15 protein-coding genes are annotated in these 16299 nt (G+C 71.2%); 6 read left to right on the top strand and 9 right to left on the bottom strand.

Annotated features, from left to right (window positions below; all coding sequences use genetic code 11):
- Positions 1-164 precede the first annotated feature (164 nt).
- A complete protein-coding gene (locus ACFWV8_RS21720) occupies positions 165-1181 on the bottom strand; it encodes an alpha/beta fold hydrolase (RefSeq protein WP_384204501.1) in 1017 nt (338 codons plus the stop codon).
- A gap of 190 nt (positions 1182-1371) precedes the next feature.
- Between ACFWV8_RS21720 and ACFWV8_RS21715 the strand changes: the two genes are divergently transcribed.
- Positions 1372-1563, top strand: a complete 192-nt coding sequence (locus ACFWV8_RS21715; RefSeq protein ID WP_229701224.1) for a toxin-antitoxin system HicB family antitoxin — start codon at positions 1372-1374, stop codon at positions 1561-1563.
- Positions 1560-1856, top strand: coding sequence for a hypothetical protein (locus ACFWV8_RS21710; protein ID WP_329377423.1), 297 nt, complete (start codon positions 1560-1562; stop codon positions 1854-1856). Before ACFWV8_RS21715 ends, ACFWV8_RS21710 begins: the two co-directional genes overlap by 4 nt.
- 51 nt (positions 1857-1907) lie before the next feature.
- Here ACFWV8_RS21710 and ACFWV8_RS21705 read toward each other — a convergent pair whose 3' ends face one another.
- Positions 1908-3809 carry an RICIN domain-containing protein gene (locus tag ACFWV8_RS21705; RefSeq protein ID WP_384204498.1) on the bottom strand — a complete coding sequence of 634 codons (1902 nt, stop codon included), beginning with the start codon at positions 3807-3809 and terminating at the stop codon, positions 1908-1910.
- A gap of 204 nt (positions 3810-4013) precedes the next feature.
- Here ACFWV8_RS21705 and ACFWV8_RS21700 point away from each other — a divergent pair, with 204 nt between their 5' ends.
- The gene (locus ACFWV8_RS21700; RefSeq protein WP_384204495.1) at positions 4014-4670 is read left to right on the top strand and encodes a TetR family transcriptional regulator C-terminal domain-containing protein; all 657 of its coding nucleotides are present in this window, start codon (positions 4014-4016) and stop codon (positions 4668-4670) included.
- A 23-nt stretch (positions 4671-4693) separates the two neighbouring features.
- On the opposite strand, the gene ACFWV8_RS21695 is transcribed toward ACFWV8_RS21700, so the two are convergent.
- Positions 4694-5284, bottom strand: a complete 591-nt coding sequence (locus ACFWV8_RS21695) for an XRE family transcriptional regulator (RefSeq protein WP_329377427.1) — start codon at positions 5282-5284, stop codon at positions 4694-4696.
- Between the two features lie 82 nt (positions 5285-5366).
- On the opposite strand from ACFWV8_RS21695, the gene ACFWV8_RS21690 reads away from it, so the two are divergent.
- Entirely contained in the window at positions 5367-7043 is a 1677-nt protein-coding gene (locus ACFWV8_RS21690) for an FAD-dependent oxidoreductase (RefSeq protein ID WP_384204492.1), read from the top strand.
- A 28-nt stretch (positions 7044-7071) separates the two neighbouring features.
- Here ACFWV8_RS21690 and ACFWV8_RS21685 read toward each other — a convergent pair whose 3' ends face one another.
- Positions 7072-7719 (bottom strand): HAD family hydrolase, encoded by a 648-nt coding sequence (locus tag ACFWV8_RS21685; RefSeq protein WP_384204489.1) that lies wholly within the window; start codon positions 7717-7719, stop codon positions 7072-7074.
- Positions 7720-7982: 263 nt separating this feature from the next.
- On the opposite strand from ACFWV8_RS21685, the gene ACFWV8_RS21680 reads away from it, so the two are divergent.
- Positions 7983-8471 carry a MarR family winged helix-turn-helix transcriptional regulator gene (locus ACFWV8_RS21680; RefSeq protein WP_384204486.1) on the top strand — a complete coding sequence of 163 codons (489 nt, stop codon included), beginning with the start codon at positions 7983-7985 and terminating at the stop codon, positions 8469-8471.
- Positions 8468-9766, top strand: coding sequence for an MFS transporter (locus ACFWV8_RS21675; RefSeq protein ID WP_384204483.1), 1299 nt, complete (start codon positions 8468-8470; stop codon positions 9764-9766). The genes ACFWV8_RS21680 and ACFWV8_RS21675 overlap by 4 nt, the downstream gene beginning before the upstream one ends.
- Positions 9767-9797: 31 nt before the next feature.
- On the opposite strand, the gene tpg is transcribed toward ACFWV8_RS21675, so the two are convergent.
- The 5 genes from tpg to ACFWV8_RS21650 all read right to left on the bottom strand — a co-directional run bounded on the left by tpg (position 9798) and on the right by ACFWV8_RS21650 (position 16239).
- Positions 9798-10355, bottom strand: a complete 558-nt coding sequence (gene tpg, locus ACFWV8_RS21670; RefSeq protein WP_384204480.1) for a telomere-protecting terminal protein Tpg — start codon at positions 10353-10355, stop codon at positions 9798-9800.
- Positions 10356-10358: 3 nt separating this feature from the next.
- On the bottom strand, positions 10359-12515 hold the full coding sequence (gene tap / locus ACFWV8_RS21665) for a telomere-associated protein Tap (protein WP_384204477.1): 2157 nt from the start codon (positions 12513-12515) through the stop codon (positions 10359-10361).
- 115 nt (positions 12516-12630) lie between these two features.
- On the bottom strand, positions 12631-14076 hold the full coding sequence (locus ACFWV8_RS21660; RefSeq protein WP_384204474.1) for a GH1 family beta-glucosidase: 1446 nt from the start codon (positions 14074-14076) through the stop codon (positions 12631-12633).
- Positions 14077-14220: 144 nt separating this feature from the next.
- Positions 14221-15150 carry a carbohydrate ABC transporter permease gene (locus ACFWV8_RS21655; RefSeq protein ID WP_384204471.1) on the bottom strand — a complete coding sequence of 310 codons (930 nt, stop codon included), beginning with the start codon at positions 15148-15150 and terminating at the stop codon, positions 14221-14223.
- A gap of 18 nt (positions 15151-15168) precedes the next feature.
- Complete coding sequence (locus ACFWV8_RS21650) at positions 15169-16239, bottom strand: carbohydrate ABC transporter permease (protein WP_384204468.1); 1071 nt, start codon at positions 16237-16239, stop codon at positions 15169-15171.
- Positions 16240-16299 lie beyond the last annotated feature (60 nt).

Here is a 16299-nt window from a genome sequence, read left to right as displayed (position 1 = left end):
TGCCTCGCACCCGGCCGTCGGCGGCGCCCGTTCCGGTCCGCCGGACGGCCCACGCCACGCGGGCCCGGCGCCGCGCGGGGATGCGGCCGTTCGGGTGATCCGCACCGACCGGGCCGGCCCCGTCGGCCTGGACCACCCCGGGCGCTCACCGCCCGTCGCGGGGGTCAGCGCGCCGACAGGGCGTCCAGCCACTCGGTGAGGAGGCGGTTGACCTGGTCGGCGCGCTCCTGCTGCACCCAGTGCCCGCAGCCTTCGAGAATGTGCGACGAGACCAGGCCGGGCAGGGTGGTGGGGTAGGCCTTGACGGCGTCCGACATCCACGCGAGCGAGGCGTCGCGCTCGCCGCCGATGAAGAGCGAGGGCTGGGTGAGGGGGGCGCCGTGCCAGGCGGCCAGGTCCGCCCAGTCCCGGTCGATGTTGCGGTAGCGGTTGAGCGCTCCGGTCAGTCCCGTCCGCTCGAACTCGCCCGCGTAGTGGTCGAGTTCGGCCTCCGAGAGCCAAGTCGGCATGGGCCCTGTGGGGAACCGGTCGCGGAGTCTGCCGCCCCGCGCCACGAAGTAGAGGCTCCCCTCGGACTCCGGCGCCATGGTGTCGCCCGAGATCCCGGCGTAGAAGCCGGCCAGCCAGCCGCGGATGTCGGGCTCGATCTCCGCCTCCGCGCGGCCGGGCGTCTGGAAGTAGCTGACGTAGAACTCCTCGTCGCCGCCGATCCCCGCGAACACCTCGGACGGGCGGGGGCCGCCGCGAGGCGCGAACGGGACGCTGAGCAGCGCGGCGGCGGTGAAGACGTCGGGGCGCAGGAGGGCGGAGTCGGCGGCGATGTTCGACCCCCAGTCGTGGCCGACGATCGTCGCCGTCTCCTCCCCCAGCGCGTGTACGACCGCGACGTTGTCGGCGACGAGGGCGAGCATCCGGTAGTCCTCGACGGCCGACGGCTTCGACGAGCGTCCGTAGCCGCGTACGTCGATGGCCACCGCGCGATACCCGGCGGCGGCGATGGCGGGAAGCTGGTGGCGCCAGGAGTACCAGGACTCGGGGAAGCCGTGGACCAGCAGGACGAGCGGGCCGGTGCCCTGTTCCACCAGGTGGATACGGCCACCGGGGACGTCCACCAGACGGTGTTCGGCGCCCGGCGTGGTGGGTGTGGTGGCTGCGGCGGGCGGGGTGACGGGGTCCGGCATGGCTCCTCCTCGGGGTGATCGTTTCCGCCACCATCATTCGGCGACCGCCACGGGCCCGCCAAGAGAACTTGCCGGACCGGCAAATCACCCGGTCACCGTGGTGCCCCGCGAAGATCCTGGACGCTTCGCCCCCGGCCCGGAAAGTGACACCACATGGTGCAACCACCGTCCGGTTGCTATGGTCGGTCGCATGACCGCCATGACGCTCCGTATCCCGGACGAGATCAACGCATCGATCAAGGCGGGGGCGGCCGCTGCCGGTCTGTCCCTCAACGCCTACATCGTGCGCGCCGCCCAGCGGCAGGCCGTACTCGACTCCGCCCGCAGGCTCGCCTCGCTCGGCCTGGGCGAGGACCTGGGCGGCGAGGGCGACGCCCTGTGAAACGTGGCGAGATCTGGACGCTCGGCGACGGGCGCAATGTCCTGATCGTCTCCCTCGACGGTCTGGAAGAGGCGTACGGAGCGGTGCTCACGGTCGTCCTGCACGATGCCGGGCGCTACCCCGACACCGCGATGTCCGTGGTGATCGACGACCCGCTGCCGTCCACGGCCGTGGCGGTCAACCTCCAGCAGTTGAGGGTCACGCGCTTCGACGGCGCGAAGCTGCTCGGCCCTGTCGACACGGCGGTGATGGAGCGCATCAGCCAGGCCCTGCGCGCGGTGCTGGATCTCTGAGAGCCGGCGGGCCCTCAGTCAGGGCTCACCGGCTCTCGCTTATATGGAGTGCTACGCCTGCGCCGCCAGCCGGAAGGTCTGGTTGGCCGCCTCCGTGCAGGGCTGCTGCGTGAGCGTGGCGCCGTTGGCCGTACCGCCGCTGACGGTCAGGCACTTGTTGCTGTGTCTCGCGGCGAACCGGTAGCGGTCGGTGGTCCCGATCCGCTGCGGCTGCCACTGCTGGTTGGTGCCGCCGGTGTAGCTCCACAGATGCGCGCGGGCCCCGTCGCCGGTGGCGCCGACGCCCCCGTCGATGTCCCACACCTTGCCGGCGTGCCGGTTGACCACCTGGTAGTAGCCGTCGCTGGTGGGCCGGAACTGCCAGGTCTGGTTGTTCGCCACGGGCGCCGAGCAGGACCACTGCTGGAGTCCTGTGCCGTCAGCCGTGCCCCAACCGGTCGCGTCGAGGCAGGCGTTGGTGCCGCTGTTGACCACCTGGTACCACTTCGCCGGGTCGATGGAGCCGTCGCCCGGGTTGCCGGTGTCGGTGCCGGTCCACACGAGGGTGGCGACGGCGCCCGCGGGCAGCGTGTACGTGGCGGAGCGTCCGGCGTCCGTGACGGAGAACGTGCGGGCCGCGCCCGCGCCGTTCACGACGTACGCCGCCTTGCCGCCGTCCGGGTTCTGCCAGACGACGTTCTGCACGCCGCCCGTGCCCTGGCTGGTGGAGCCGATGCGCGTGGCGCCGGGCCTGACGAACTTGGTGAGATGGCCGAGGACGTAGTACTCGGCGTTGCGCGTGACCGTGCTGCCGTTGATCTCGACCACGCCGTTGCAGCGGGTGGTGCAGTGGCCCTGGTGAGGGCCGCCGCTCTGGTTCAGGGCGAGGTTCCACATGATCGTGGTCTCGCCGCCGTTGCGCATGTTGGCCACGACGAGGTTCTCTGCGTGCCACTTCAGCGTGTCGGCGAAGGTGGTGGCCGGGTTGTCGCTGTCGGTTCCCGAGCACTCGGTGAAGAAGACCCGCTTGCCGGCCTGCCTGATCTGCGACTGGCTGGTGGGCTGGCCGCCGTAGCAGTGGAACGCCGCGCCGATCACGCGGTTCATGCCCGGGGTCTCGGAGAAGACCTGGAGCGGGTAGTTCGGGTGGTCCCAGTTGTGGTCGTACGCGAGGAGGTTGGTCGGCAGGTTCGCCGCCGTGAGCGTACGGTCGAGCACCTTGAAGAACGCCGCCTGCTCGGACGCGGTCATGCTCATCGAGGGGTAACTCGTCGCGAACTCGGGCTCGTTCTGGACCGTGAGGTCGCTGAGTCGGAGGCCCTGCTGCTGGTATCCCTGGATCGCCTTGACCAGGTAGTCGGCGTACTGCTGGTAGCGGTCGGTGCGCAGACTGCCGCCGTTGAGGCTGTTGTTGGTCTTCATCCACGCGGGCGGTGACCAGGGGCTGCCCATGAAGCGGATGCCGGGGTTGATCGAGACGGCCTGCTTGAGCACGGGGATGATCGCCTCGTGGTCACGGCCGAGATTGAAGTCCCCCTGGTTGTCCTCGTAGGTGTAGGCCGCGCCCTGGTTGAAGTCGGTGGCGCCCAGTGGCTGGCGCAGATAGTTGATGCCGATGCCGTCGCCCTGGGCGGAGAAGAGCGAGTTCATCAGGGCGTTCTTCTGCGCCGCCGGAAGCTGGTTGATCAGATGTCCGGCCGCACCGGTGACGGAGGCGCCCGCACCGGTGAACTGCTGTTCGCGCTGACCTTGGTTGACGTTGATGTCGATGGCCTGCGGCGTGGAGTTGAAGGTGATCTGGCCGTCCGATGCCAGCTTGCGGCTTCCGTCGGCGGTGGTGATCCACACCTGGGCGGTGGGGTCGGCGGCCTGCGCCGTACCGGACGCGGTCAGTCCGAGGCTTCCGCCCAGCGTGAGCACGCTGAGGGCGGCGACGGCTCTGCGAACGACGCTTCTGTGCAGGGTTCTTCGCATGCGTGGGGGCTCCTGCCGGTTCGTGTGTCGAACGAATCGCCTGCGGCCCGGGGCGTCCCGTGCCGCGGCCGGGTGGCGCATCGGCGAAATGAAAGCACGCTTACTAAGTACTTAGTAAGTCATCGCGCCGAACTTGTTTCACGCGGGCCAACGGACGGGGGCCAGGACCGTGGGCGTGATCGGGAGAGCCGTAGACTGCGCCCGGTGAGCAACAGACGAGCGGGGGAACGGGGCGGCGCGGCGGCCGGGCCTGCCCAGCCGCGGACACCCCGCAGTCCGGGGGCGCGGCAGCGGCGCGAGGAGATCCTGCGTATCGCCATGGAGACGTTCGCCGCGCGCGGCTACAACAACGCGTCGCTGGCGGAGATCGCGGATCGCGCGGGCCTCACACAGGCGGGCGTACTGCACTACTTCCGGTCCAAGGAGCTGCTGCTCACGAGCGTCCTCGAACTGCGGGACCAGACCGACATAGAACAGCTCGGCCCCGACCGCCCCCGTGGTCTCGCCTTCCTGCGCCATCTGATCGACACCTCGCGCCGCAACGCCGAACGGGAGGGGATCGTACGGCTGTACGCGGTGCTCTCCGCGGAGAGCGTCACCGAGAACCACCCCGCGCAGGAGTACTTCCGCGACCGGTACACCGGGCTGCGGGCCTTCGTGGTGGACGCGCTGCGCGAAGCGGCCGAGGTGGGCGAGGCCCGCGAGGACCTGGATGTCGAGAACGTGGCGAACGCGATCATCGCCGTGATGGACGGGCTCCAGGTGCAGTGGCTGCTCTCGCCGGGGTCGGTGGACATGGCGGCGTCGACCGAGCGCGTGGTGTCGTCGCTGCTGGCGTCCATCGCGCCCGCGAAGAACTGACGCTCAGTCAGGCAGGTCCGGGTTCACTTCTCTGCGGGCCGGGCGCGTACGTGCATCTTCTCCCCCTGCCGGCCGAAGATCGTGAGGAACTCGACCCCTTCCGGGCTCGCGTTGGCCCATCCGTGCGGGGTGCGGGTGTCGAACTCGGCGGCCTCCCCGACGCCCAGCACCAGATCGTGCTCGCCAAGCCGCAGCCGGAGCCGGCCGGCCAGGACGTAGAGCCATTCGTAGCCCTCGTGCGTCCGCTGTTCCAGTTCGCCGGTGTGCGGCGGGCCGGCCGGCATGATCTGCTTGTACGCCTGGAGTCCGCCGAGATGGCGGGTCAGGGGTACGAAGGTCATGCCGTAGCGCGTGAAGGACCGCAAGTGGACCCGGGGATCGCCGGTCGGGGGCGCGTCCACCAGCTCGTCGAGCTGCACGCCGTACGCCTTGGCGAGCGGCAGGAGCAGCTCCAGGGTCGGTTTACGGCCGCCGGACTCCAGCCGGGACAGCGTGCTGACCGAGATCCCGGTCGACTCGCTCAGCGAGGTCAGGGTCGTACCGCGGTCGCGGCGCAGGGCGCGAAGGCGCGGTCCCACACCCTTCAGGACGGTCGAGAGGTCGTCGTCAGCCATGGTCCCATTTGCCACCTCGGCAAGGAAGTTTGTCAAACGGTGGGCGTGGACGGACCATCTCCGGCAGATGGAGGTGCTTCGCATGAAGGCACAAAAAGTAGATTTCGATGTTGTGGTGATCGGTGGCGGGCCCGCCGGGCTGAGCGCGGGGCTGACCCTCGCGCGGGCACGCCGTTCGGTGCTGGTGATCGACTCCGGCGAGCCGCGCAACGCCCCGGCGTCCCATGTCCACGGCTATCTGGGACGTGAAGGCATCGCCCCGGCCGAGCTGGTGGCCGTGGGACGCGAGGAAGTGGCGGGCTACGGAGGCGAGTTCATGTCCGCCAGGGTGACGGCGGTCAAGGGCTCGGTGGCCGAAGGGTTCCGTCTCGTCCTCGAAGAGGGCGCGGCGGTGGCCGAGTTGAGGGCGAGCAGGCTGCTGGTGACGACGGGGCTGGTCGACGAACTGCCGCCCGTCCCGGGCATCGCCGAGCGCTGGGGGCGCGAGGTGCTGCACTGCCCGTACTGCCACGGGTGGGAGGTGCGCGACGCGCCCATCGGCGTCCTGGCGACCGGTCCGCTCGCCGTGCACCAGGCGCAGATGTGGCGGCAGTGGAGCGACGACGTGACGCTGTTCCGGCACACGGCGCCCGAATTCGACGACGAACAGTACGAGCAGTTGGCCGCGCGCGGCATCGCCGTCGTGGACGGCGAGGTCACCGCCCTGGAGGTGACGGACGACAGACTCAGCGGGGTCACGCTGGCGGGTGGGCGGGTGATTCCGGTCCGCGCGGTGGTGGTTCCGCCGCTGTTCACGGCGCGTGGGGGCGTCCTCGCGGGGCTGGGGATCACGGCGGTCGACCGGGAGATGGCCGGCCAGGTGGTCGGCAGCGCCATCCCCACCGACCCGGCGGGCGCGACATCCGTGCCCGGCGTGTGGGCGGCGGGCAATGTCGCCGATCCGACGGAGAACGTGATCGGCTCGGCGGCGGCCGGGCTTCGGGCGGCTGCGGCGATCAACGCGGACCTGATCGCCGAGGAGACGCGGCGCGCGGTGGCGGCGAGGCAGGGCGGTGACAACACGCGAGACCGACTTGGTGAAGGAGACACATCGATGGCCCACGGTCGGACCCCGGCGGAGAACGACGCCGAAGGCGGTACGAGTGAGGAGTTCTGGGACTCGCGTTACGGAGAGAGCGAACGCATCTGGAGCGGGAACCCGAACACGGTCCTTGTCCGGGAGGTCGCCGAGCTGAAGCCCGGCCGGGCTCTGGATCTGGGCTGCGGCGAAGGGGCCGACGCGATCTGGCTCGCGGGCCGGGGATGGCAGGTGACCGCCTGTGACATCTCAGGGGTCGCCCTCGCCAAGGCACGGCGGCACGCCGCGACGGCGGACGAGGGTGTCGCCGAGCGCATCGACTGGCAGCGGCACGATTTCGGGGCGTCGTTCCCCACCGGGACGTACGACCTGGTCTCGGCGCAGTTCCTGCACTCACCGGACGACATGCCGCGCGAGAAGATCCTGCGGGCCGCCGCGTCCGCTGTCGCGCCGGGCGGGGTGATTCTGATCGTCGGGCACGCCGGTTTCCCGCCGTGGGAGACCAACCCCCACCCGGAGGTGCATCTCCCGACGCCGGACGAGGTCGTGGAGTCCCTCGAACTGCCTGACGGGGAGTGGGAGTTGCTGCTCAGCGAGGAGCACGAGCGGATCCAGACCGCTCCGGACGGGCAGCCGGCCACGCGTACGGACAACGCCGTGAAGGTCCGCCGCCGCGTGTGAGGGCGCCGGGCCGACCGCTCGGGTCCTGTCAAGGGCGATGTTGTCGGTCCTGCCCGCCCAGCGCCGTCCGCAGATCGGCGGCGCCGCGGTGAAGCACTCCGGTCATGCCGAGCGCGACGGCGGCGTCCACGTTCTCCTGCCTGTCGTCCACGAAGAGGCAGCGGTCCGGGGACACGCCGGCGCGCTCGGCGGCGATCTCGTAGATACGACGGTCCGGCTTGGCCACGCCCACACGTGCGCTGTTGACGACACTGTGGGCGAGCCCGGTCAGCCCGAGCCGGGCGAGGTCGTCGTCCAGCCAGGACGTCGCGTTCGTGACGAGCACGAGCGGGCAGTGCTCGCGGACGCGCCGGAGCAGATCCACGACCGCCTCGTCGGCACGGAAGCCGGCCCAGCTGAACGCGTGCGCCAGGGCCTCGGCCTCGTGCGGCGACACGCGCGGCAGGAGCCCCTTGACGATGGAGTCGGCCCACTCCTCGCGGGTGATCCGCCCGAGGAGCAGCGGCAGGTCGTTCTCCGGGGCGAATCCGACGGACGCCGTGGTGCCCTCCGGCAGGCCCGCCGCCCGTTCAAGGCGCGTCACCTCGGAGTGGTCGTAGTGGCGGATGACGCCGTCGAGGTCGCACAGCACGGCACCGAAGGGCCGGGACCGGGTCCCGGGCGTGTTCGCCGTCATGCGGCGGGCCTCGTCGAGCGTGCCGCCTCCACATACGCGCGGGTGAAGGGGCGGTGGTCGTCCGCCCGCCAGGCCAGGGCGAGTTGGGTCTCCTCGGCCATCACGATCCACTGGTAGTGCCCTGGAGCCGGGCGCGTTCTCTACGGGGCTGATCGACGCGTATCCGGCCACTGTCGGCCCCGTGCGGCACATGGTCAAGACGGCCGGGGCGTACGGCGGGCGGGCCCGTACCCGAATTATCACCGCGCTGTTATATTAGCGCTATGACATCCTCCGACCCCACGGCGGTGCCCGATCCCTGGCAGCCGCTGCACAAGCTGCTGGCCGCCATGGACGCCGAGATCGAGCAGGTCTATGTCGCGCGCGGCATCGAGGGCGTACGGCCCCGGTTCGCGTATCCGCTCATCCGCCTCGCCCATACCGGGCCGCTCACCATCCGCGAGCTCGCGGCGTCCCTGGACCGCTCGCACTCGGCCATCAGCCAGACCCTCAACGCCATGCGCAAGGAAGGTCTGGTGACCTCCGAGCCGGGGGCCGACGCCCGTACCCGGCGGATCGATCTGACCGAGCGGGGCCGGTCGCTCGTGCCGTTCCTGGAGGCGGAGTGGCGGGCGACACATGCGACGGTCGCCGAGCTGGACGCCGAGATCCCCTACGCGCTGACGACCGCCGTCGAGGAGCTTCGGCGGGCGCTGGAGCGCCGGTCGATGCGGCAGCGGGTGCTCGACCACCTCGTCGAGCCGCGGCGGTGAAGGGGCGCGGCCGGTTCCTCGACACCCGCCCGCTTCGCGGCGGCGGGCCGTTCCGCGACCTGTGGATCGGCACCGCGGCCTCCCAACTCGGCAGCCAGATGTCCACGGTGGCGGTTCTGGCCCAGGTCTGGGATCTGACCGGCAGCCCGCTGGGCACCGGCGCCATCGGGCTCGTCTCCGGTCTGGCGACGCTGCTGTTCGGGCTGCTCGGCGGCACGCTGGCCGACGCGGTCGACCGCCGTACGGTCGTACGGGCCACGACCGGCGGCCAACTGCTCGCTGCCGCCGGGCTGTGCGCCCAGGCCCTGGCGGACAACCGGAACGTCCTGCTGCTGCTCACCCTGGTCGCCGCGGGAGCCGCCTGCGCCGGGCTCGGGGCGCCCGCGCGCCGTACTCTCCCGGTCCGGCTCCTGCCACCCGACCAGGTCGCGGCCGGGCTCGCGCTGACCAACGTCTCCTTCCAGGCGGGGATGCTCGCGGGGCCCGCGCTGGCCGGGCTGATCATCGCCCGGTGGGACTTCGCCGGCGCCTACGCCGCCCAGGCCGTGGCCGTCGCGATCTCGGCGCTCGCGGTGATACGTCTGCCGCCCATGCGCCCCGAGGGCGCCGGCACGGCGAGTGGCCGGCGCCGGGCCGAACGCGGCGGCTGGGGGGTCGTTCTGCGGCGTCCGACACTCTGGGGGTCGCTGGCCACCGATCTGGCCGCGACGGTGTTCGCCATGCCGGTCGCGCTCTTCCCTCTGGTCAACGAGGCGCGCTTCGGCGGTGATCCGCGGACCCTCGGCCTGTTCCTCTCGGCCGTCGCGGTCGGCGGGATCATGGCCGGTCTACTCTCCGGCACGCTGACCCGACGGCGTGGCGGCGGCCTGGTCCAACTGATCGCGGCCGGGGTCTGGGGCCTGGCACTGGCCGGCTTCGGCCTGGCCGGGCCGCTCTGGTCGGCACTCTGCTGTCTGGCTCTGGCCGGGGCCGCCGACACCGTGTCGGTGATCACCCGAAGCACCCTGGTCCAGTTGGAGACCCCGGACGCGTACCGGGGGCGGGTCTCCTCCGTGGAACATGTCATCGGCGTCGCGGGCCCCGAACTCGGCAACTTCCGCGGCGGCCTTGTGGCGTCGGCCACCTCCGCCTCCTTCTCCCTGGTGGCCGGCGGCCTGTTCGCCACCCTGCTGGTCGCCCTCGTGGCAGCGGTCAACGCACCCCTGCGCGCCTACCGCCCACCATCCCCCGTACCACCAGCACCAGTTGAAGCACCCGCATCGTCCGCCACCGAACCGACCGGCTCCGCACTCTGACCGAGCACGCGGATCAGGGAAAGGCCGGAGCTCAGAGGCTCATCTCGATGTAGTCCAGATCGGTGAACTCGACCTGAAGGCCGGTCGCGCGGCGGCCGTTGTCCTTGAAGTACCGCTCCTGGAGCCCCTCGGCCACGATGGCGCGCAGGTCCCCCTCGTTCGCCCCCGTCTCCCGCGCGGCCAGCAGCCGGGCCGCGATCTGGGGCGGCAGCAGTTCCGTGACGCGCCGCATCCTGGGGTCGTCGGTGGACCCCACCGCCGCCGTGAAGCCGAAGCGGGCGCGGGTCTCGACCACGATCCCCGTTTGTGTGGCGGCCTTTGTCATCGCCTCCTTACGGACGCGGGGCTGCCAGTCCTTCCGTACCTCTGCCGCCAGCCGTTCGGCGAGCGCGGGCCGGGGGCGCTTGAGGTCCCCCCTGACGTAACGCTCGACCGTGCGCTGGGTGCAGCCGAGCCTGCGGGCGACCGCGCGGGTCGAGCCCTTCTCCTTCTTCACGAGGAACCTCATCCGCGCCCCCGCCGTCTTCGGGATCGGGCGGGTCGCGGTGTTCTCCGCTGCCTTGGTGATGCTGTCGCCGACGATGCCCACGGCTCACTCCCCCTCGGCGACGGCGTCGACGCCGTCCTTGATGTGCCGGGCCGGGTTGAGGCCCTCGTCCAGCAACTGGGCTGCCCAGAGAAGCGGTTTGGTGCCTTCGTGCTTCACCATGCCGGGGCTGACGCCGAGCCGGAACGCGCCCGGGGCCGGCCGCCCTTCGGCGGTGCGCGGCAGCAGGTCGAGCGGGCCGGGGCTGTCGGACAGGAAGACGACGCCGTCCGAGAGCAGCGCGATCGGCAGGAGCGCGTCGTCCGCGAAGTACAGACGGCCGGCGGGCGGCGGTCCGGACTCGCCGGCCGCAGCGGTCCTGAGGAGTTTGCGGTGCATGTTGACGCGCGCGGTGGCGATGACGGCGGCGCGGATGTCGGGCCGCCAGGTGGGGCGTTCGAGTGCGGGCCAGCGCTCTCCGGGCCGGTAGGCGGCGCCCTGCGGTCGCTCGCGGAGTTTGCCGATACCGCCCTTGACGGTCGACTTGATCGCGGAGAGGACGGCGGCCAGGGCGGGATCGGCTCCCTTGTGGTTCTCCATCGCGGCGAGGAAGGCGTGCTCGTCCAGGTCGGCGGTGACGCCCAGTTCGGCCATCGTCGTCTTGTAGGCGTCGGCGAGGCGCTTGTACCAGGGGTCCAGGTACGGGCCGTTCTCCGGCCGCACCCACGCTTCGACGGGGCTCAGCGTGACGGGCAGACCGTAGGTGGTGACCAGTTCGTGCGCGTACGCGACCGTCGGCGTGGCATACCAGGCCGGTCCGGTCGGGCGGCTGCCGCGCGCGGTGAACGGGGACGGCAGGCGGGGGTCCATCTCGATGCCCGACAGGTCGATCAGCCAGCTGCCCGGCAGCGACTTGTCGAAGTCCGGCGCGGCGAGGTGGACTGGCTCCCCGAGGCCGACGGGCAGGCGGTTCGCCGCGGCGAGGAACGCGGTGTTCACGTCGATGCCGACCGCGTACTTCCTGGCGCACTCGGCGTCGGTGAGCAACTGCGGGTCGCGGATCCAGTCGTGGGCCTCCTCGTCGATGACCTCGTCGGGGGTGCGCCGGTGGCCGCGCGGGTACAGCGCGGCGACGACGGGATGCTCGTCCGGCGCCTCGGCCGGCGCGGGGTCCACGGCCCGGGTGAGGGAGCCGGGCACCGGACCCGCCACCCAGGTGTCGCCGGCCGCGTCCTTCACCGGCCGGGTGGGCGGGCGCAGGGCGGTCATCAGTTCCAGGCCGGAGACCGCGGTGGAGCCGCACGGGGTGATGACCCGGGCGGCGTACGTGCCGAGGACGTGGGCCAGTTCGGCGGGCGGCAGGGTCGCGGTGCCCGACCAGCTGCGGGGATCGAGCGCGTCCCACGGGAGGACGGCCAGTTGCACGCACTGGCGGCGTCCTTCGCGGGCCGGGCGGTAGATACGGGCCCACGGGCCGAAGCCCCGCTTGGTCAGGGTCCACTTCGCCCTGGTGATCTGCTTGTTGACCTTGTGGTCGTCGGGCAGGCGCAGCCCGCGCCGGTCTTCGAGTACGGCGGGCAGACCGAGGCGCAGCGCGGCGGACTCGGTGAGGACGATCAGCGGGTCGGAGTCCCTGCCGTTGCGGTGCAGTCGGGGCGCGCCGAGCCGGGCGTCGGTGAGGGCCCATTCGACGAGCGCGGGGATGTCCTTGGCCGGGCATTCCAGGACGAGGCCGCCGACGCAGTAGGCGTTGCCGTCGCCGTCGAGCACGGCGAGGGGGCCGTTGGCGAACTGGGGTTCGGGTGCGGCGAGTTGGGCGGCGGGGGCGTGCTTCCGGGGTGCGGGCCTCGGCCGGCCCGACGGCCGGTCGGCGACCGCCGGGCGGGAGGGCGCCGATTCCGGTGTCGGCTCAGGCTCTCGCGCCGGAGCCGGAGCCTGAGCCGACTGCGGGACCGTCTCCGCCTCCGGCTCCGCTGACGCCAGTTGGGCCGCGATGCCCTCCAGGAGCTTCGCGTACGCGGCGCGTGTCGCGCCCTGTGGTTCGCTGCGGCCCGTCTCCCACCCCGCGACCGTCGTCCGGGTCACGCCGAGCGCCGCGGCGACCTCGGCCCGGGTGAGGCCGTAGCCGCCGCGCAGCCTCGCCCGTTCCGCCGGTTCCGGCAGATGTGTGCGGCGCGGCCCCGACTTGAGGAGGGCGTCGACGGGGTCGGGCTTCCTGGGCATGCGGCACTCGCTCCTTCGCGCGTCAGCCCTGGGGCCTGTCGACGCGGGTGACGCGGTGCCGCGGGGCCATGACGATCCGGTACATGAACCGGATCGTAGCGCGCGTGCGGAGGTTCTACCGTCCGTCGGTCACCGCGTCCGGTGAGGTGAGCGGGGACAGACTGCCACTGCGGGTGAGTTTGGCGTACCAGTGGGCGCTTGCCTTGGGGATACGCCGCTGGGTCGCGTAGTCCACGTACACCGCGCCGAAGCGCCTGCTGTAGCCGTACCCCCACTCGTAGTTGTCGAGCAGCGACCACAGGAAGTAGCCCCGCACATCGGCCCCCGACTCGATCGCGCTGTGTACGGCGGCGAGGTGGTCGCGCAGATAGTCGATGCGCTCCGGGTCGTGGACCTCGCCGTCGGGGTTGGCGTAGTCGTCGAACGCCGCGCCGTTCTCGGTGATCATCACCGGCAGCTCCGGGTGGTCCCGCCGCACCCGCATCAGCAGCTCGTAGAGGCCGTCCGGGTCGATCGTCCAGCCCATGGCGGTCCGGGGTCCCGGCGTCTGGTGGAAGGCGACGTTGTCGGCGGCCGGCCACGGACTGTGGTCGCTCGCGCCGTGGCCGTCCGACCCGTGGGCGGCCGGTCCCTCGTGGTGGGAGACGAGCGTGGGTGAGTAGTAGTTGACACCGAGGAAGTCCAGCGGCTGATGGATGAGCGCGGTGTCGCCGTCCTGGACGAAGGACCAGTCGGTGAGGGACGAGGTGTCGGCCATGACGTCCTCGGGGTACGCGCCGTCGAGCATGGGCCCGGTGAAGACACGGTTGGCGAGTCCGTCGATCCGGCGGGCCGCGTCCACATCTGCGGCGCTGTCGGTCAGGGGCCGTACGTGGTGGAGGTTGAGCGTGACGGACAGCCGGGCGTCCGCCGGGAGCCGGTCGCGCAGGACCTGGACCGCGAGCCCGTGGCCGAGGTTGAGGTGGTGCGCGGCGCGCAGGGCGTCGACGGGGTCGGTACGGCCGGGGGCGTGCACCCCGGAGCCGTAGCCCAGGAACGAGCTGCACCACGGTTCGTTGAGTGTGGTCCACGTCTTGACGCGGTCGCCGAGCGCGTCGGCGACGAGGGCCGCGTACTCGGCGAAGTGCTCGGCCGTACGGCGCTCGGGCCAGCCTCCCGCGTCCTCCAGATGCTGGGGAAGGTCCCAGTGGTAGAGGGTGACGACCGGTTCGATGCCCTTGGCGAGCAGGTCGTCGGTGAGCCGGCGGTAGAAGTCGAGGCCCTCCTGGGACGCGGGTCCGCTGCCGGTGGGCTGTACGCGCGGCCAGGAGACCGAGAAGCGGTACGCGCCGACTCCGAGGTCGGCCATGATGGCGGTGTCCTCGCGCCAGCGGTTGTAGTGGTCGGCGGCGATGTCACCGGTGTCGCCGTTGCGGACCTTGCCGGGGGTGCGGGAGTAGACGTCCCAGATGGAGGGGGTGCGGCCGGCTTCCCGTGCGGCGCCCTCGATCTGGTAGGCGGCTGTCGCGGTGCCCCAGAGGAACTCGGGCGGAAAGACTCGTACGGAGGGGGATGTGGCCACGAGGGTCCCTTTCAGGAGTTGAACTGTGTTCCGTGTGCGGAGGGTTGGGCCTTCGCGCGCCGAGGCGCGCGGGGGCGGAACCCGGGGTACGGGCTCGGGCCCTGCGGGGGCGAGGGGGAATCGCCGGAGGAGTGCGGGCAGAGATCAGCCCTTGACCGCTCCCTGCATGATCCCGCCGACTATCTGGCGGCCGAAGACGACGAACATCGCCAGCAGCGGCAGGGTGCCCAGCAGCGCCCCCGCCATGATCACGGACTGGTCGCGCACGTAGCCGGCACTGAGCTGGGTGAGCGCGACGGGGACGGTGGGGTTGGTCATGTCGAGCGCGATGAACGGCCAGAAGAAGTCGTTCCACGCGTGCACGAACGTGATCATGAAGAGGACGGCCATCGGCGGCCGGGCGATCGGCAGCACGATGCTCCAGAAGATACGGAGCGAGTGCGCGCCGTCCAGGCGCCCCGCCTCGATGAGTTCGTCGGGCAGCGCCTCCTTGAGGTACTGCCGCATGAAGAACACCCCGACGGCGCTGACCAGCGTCGGGAAGATGACCGAAGGGAGCGTCTGCCCCCAGCCCAGCTCGGCCATCATCATGAACAGCGGTACGACTCCGAGCTGCGGCGGCACCAGCATCGTCCCGATGACCAGCAGCAGGAGAAGGTTGCGCCCCCTGAAGCGCAGTTTGGCGAACGCGAAGCCCGCCAGGGTGGCGAAGAAGACCGTGGACAGCGCGATGACGCCGGCGACGATCAGGCTGTTGACCATCGCCTTGCCCATCGCCGCGTCCTGCCAGGCGATCCCGAGGTTCTTGAGCAGGTTCGGCCCCGGCAGGAACGGAGGCGGGGTCTGCGCGACGCGGGTGTTGTCGGTGGAGGCCGCCACCACCGTCCAGTAGAGCGGGAAGAGGGAGATGAGCGCGGCGATGCCGAGCAGAAGGTAGGCGAGTGGTCCGGCATGGTGCGTACGGCCGGCGCCGGGGCGCAGTGCGCGGCGGAGCCGGAAGCGGCCGGAGGGCGGCGGGGCCTCGGGGGCCCGGTCGCGTGCGTCCGCCAGGACGGGTGCGGTGTCGATGGTCATGCGGCTGCTGCTCCCTGCTCAGGACGTCGCGGACGGCGTGGACTTGGCCTTCTTCTGCGGGCCCTTGGGAGCCCCTGCCGCTCGGCGCGTCCTGATTCCGTTGACGACACGCTGGAGGACGAAGACGAGGACGAGGATCAGGAACATCGCCCAGGCGATCGTCGCGGCGCGGCCCATCTGGTAGTTCTTCCAGCCCTCTTCGTAGAGGAGCAGCCCGAGTGTCTGGTACTGGTTGTCCGCTCCCCCGCTGATGCCGTTCGGACCCTGGCCGAAGATCAGCGGCTCGCCGAAGAGCTGGGTCGCGCCGATCGTGGACAGCACGATGGTGAAGACGATCGTGGCGCTGATGCCGGGGATGGTCACCTGGCGGAACTGCTGCCAGCGTGAGGCGCCGTCGATGGCCGCCGCCTCGTACAGATCCCTCGGTACGGCCTGCATGGCCGCCAGATAGAGCAGGGCGTTGTAGCCGGTCCAGCGCCAGATGACGATGGCGGAGATGGCGAACTGGGCGGGCCACTTCTGGTTCTCCCAGTCGACATTGTCGATCCCGAAGAAGCTGAGTCCCCAGTTGATCATGCCGAAGTCACGCTCGAAGAGCATGGTGAAGACGAGCGCGGCGGCGGCGATGGAGGTGGCATACGGGGTGAGGACCGCGACCCGGAAGAACGTCGAGCCACGGAGCCGGTAGTTGAGGAGATGGGCGAGACCGAGCGCCATCAGCAGCTGTGGGACGGTGGAGATGACACCGATGGTGAAGGTGTTGGTCAGCGCGTTCCAGAACCGGTCGTCGTCGATGAGTTCGGTGAAGTTGGCGAGTCCTCGCCACTCCATCATGTCCATGGTGGACAGCTCGACGCGGTGCAGCGAGATCCAGAAGGTGTAGATGAGCGGGTAGAGGCCGAAGGCCCCGAAGATCACGAAGAACGGGGCGATGAAGGCGTACGGCACCGCTCGCACGTCCAGCCGGTGCAGGATGTTGCGTCGCGACTGGCCGGCGGCTCCGTCGCGGCCGGCGCCCTTCCCTGCGGAGCCGTCCGGGGGCGGGGGCGGCTGCCCGTCGGTGCGGGCTGCCGGGGTGGAGGTGGCCACGCGGGCGTCCTTCCATGAGGTCTGTGTGGGGCGGTTCGGTGGAACAGGGGCGCGCGGGGG

It is taken from the genome of Streptomyces sp. NPDC058665, assembly GCF_042714995.1.
Lineage (GTDB): Bacteria > Actinomycetota > Actinomycetes > Streptomycetales > Streptomycetaceae > Streptomyces.
Note: the sequence above shows the minus strand (reverse complement) of the source record. Positions and strands in the feature narration are given on the sequence as shown.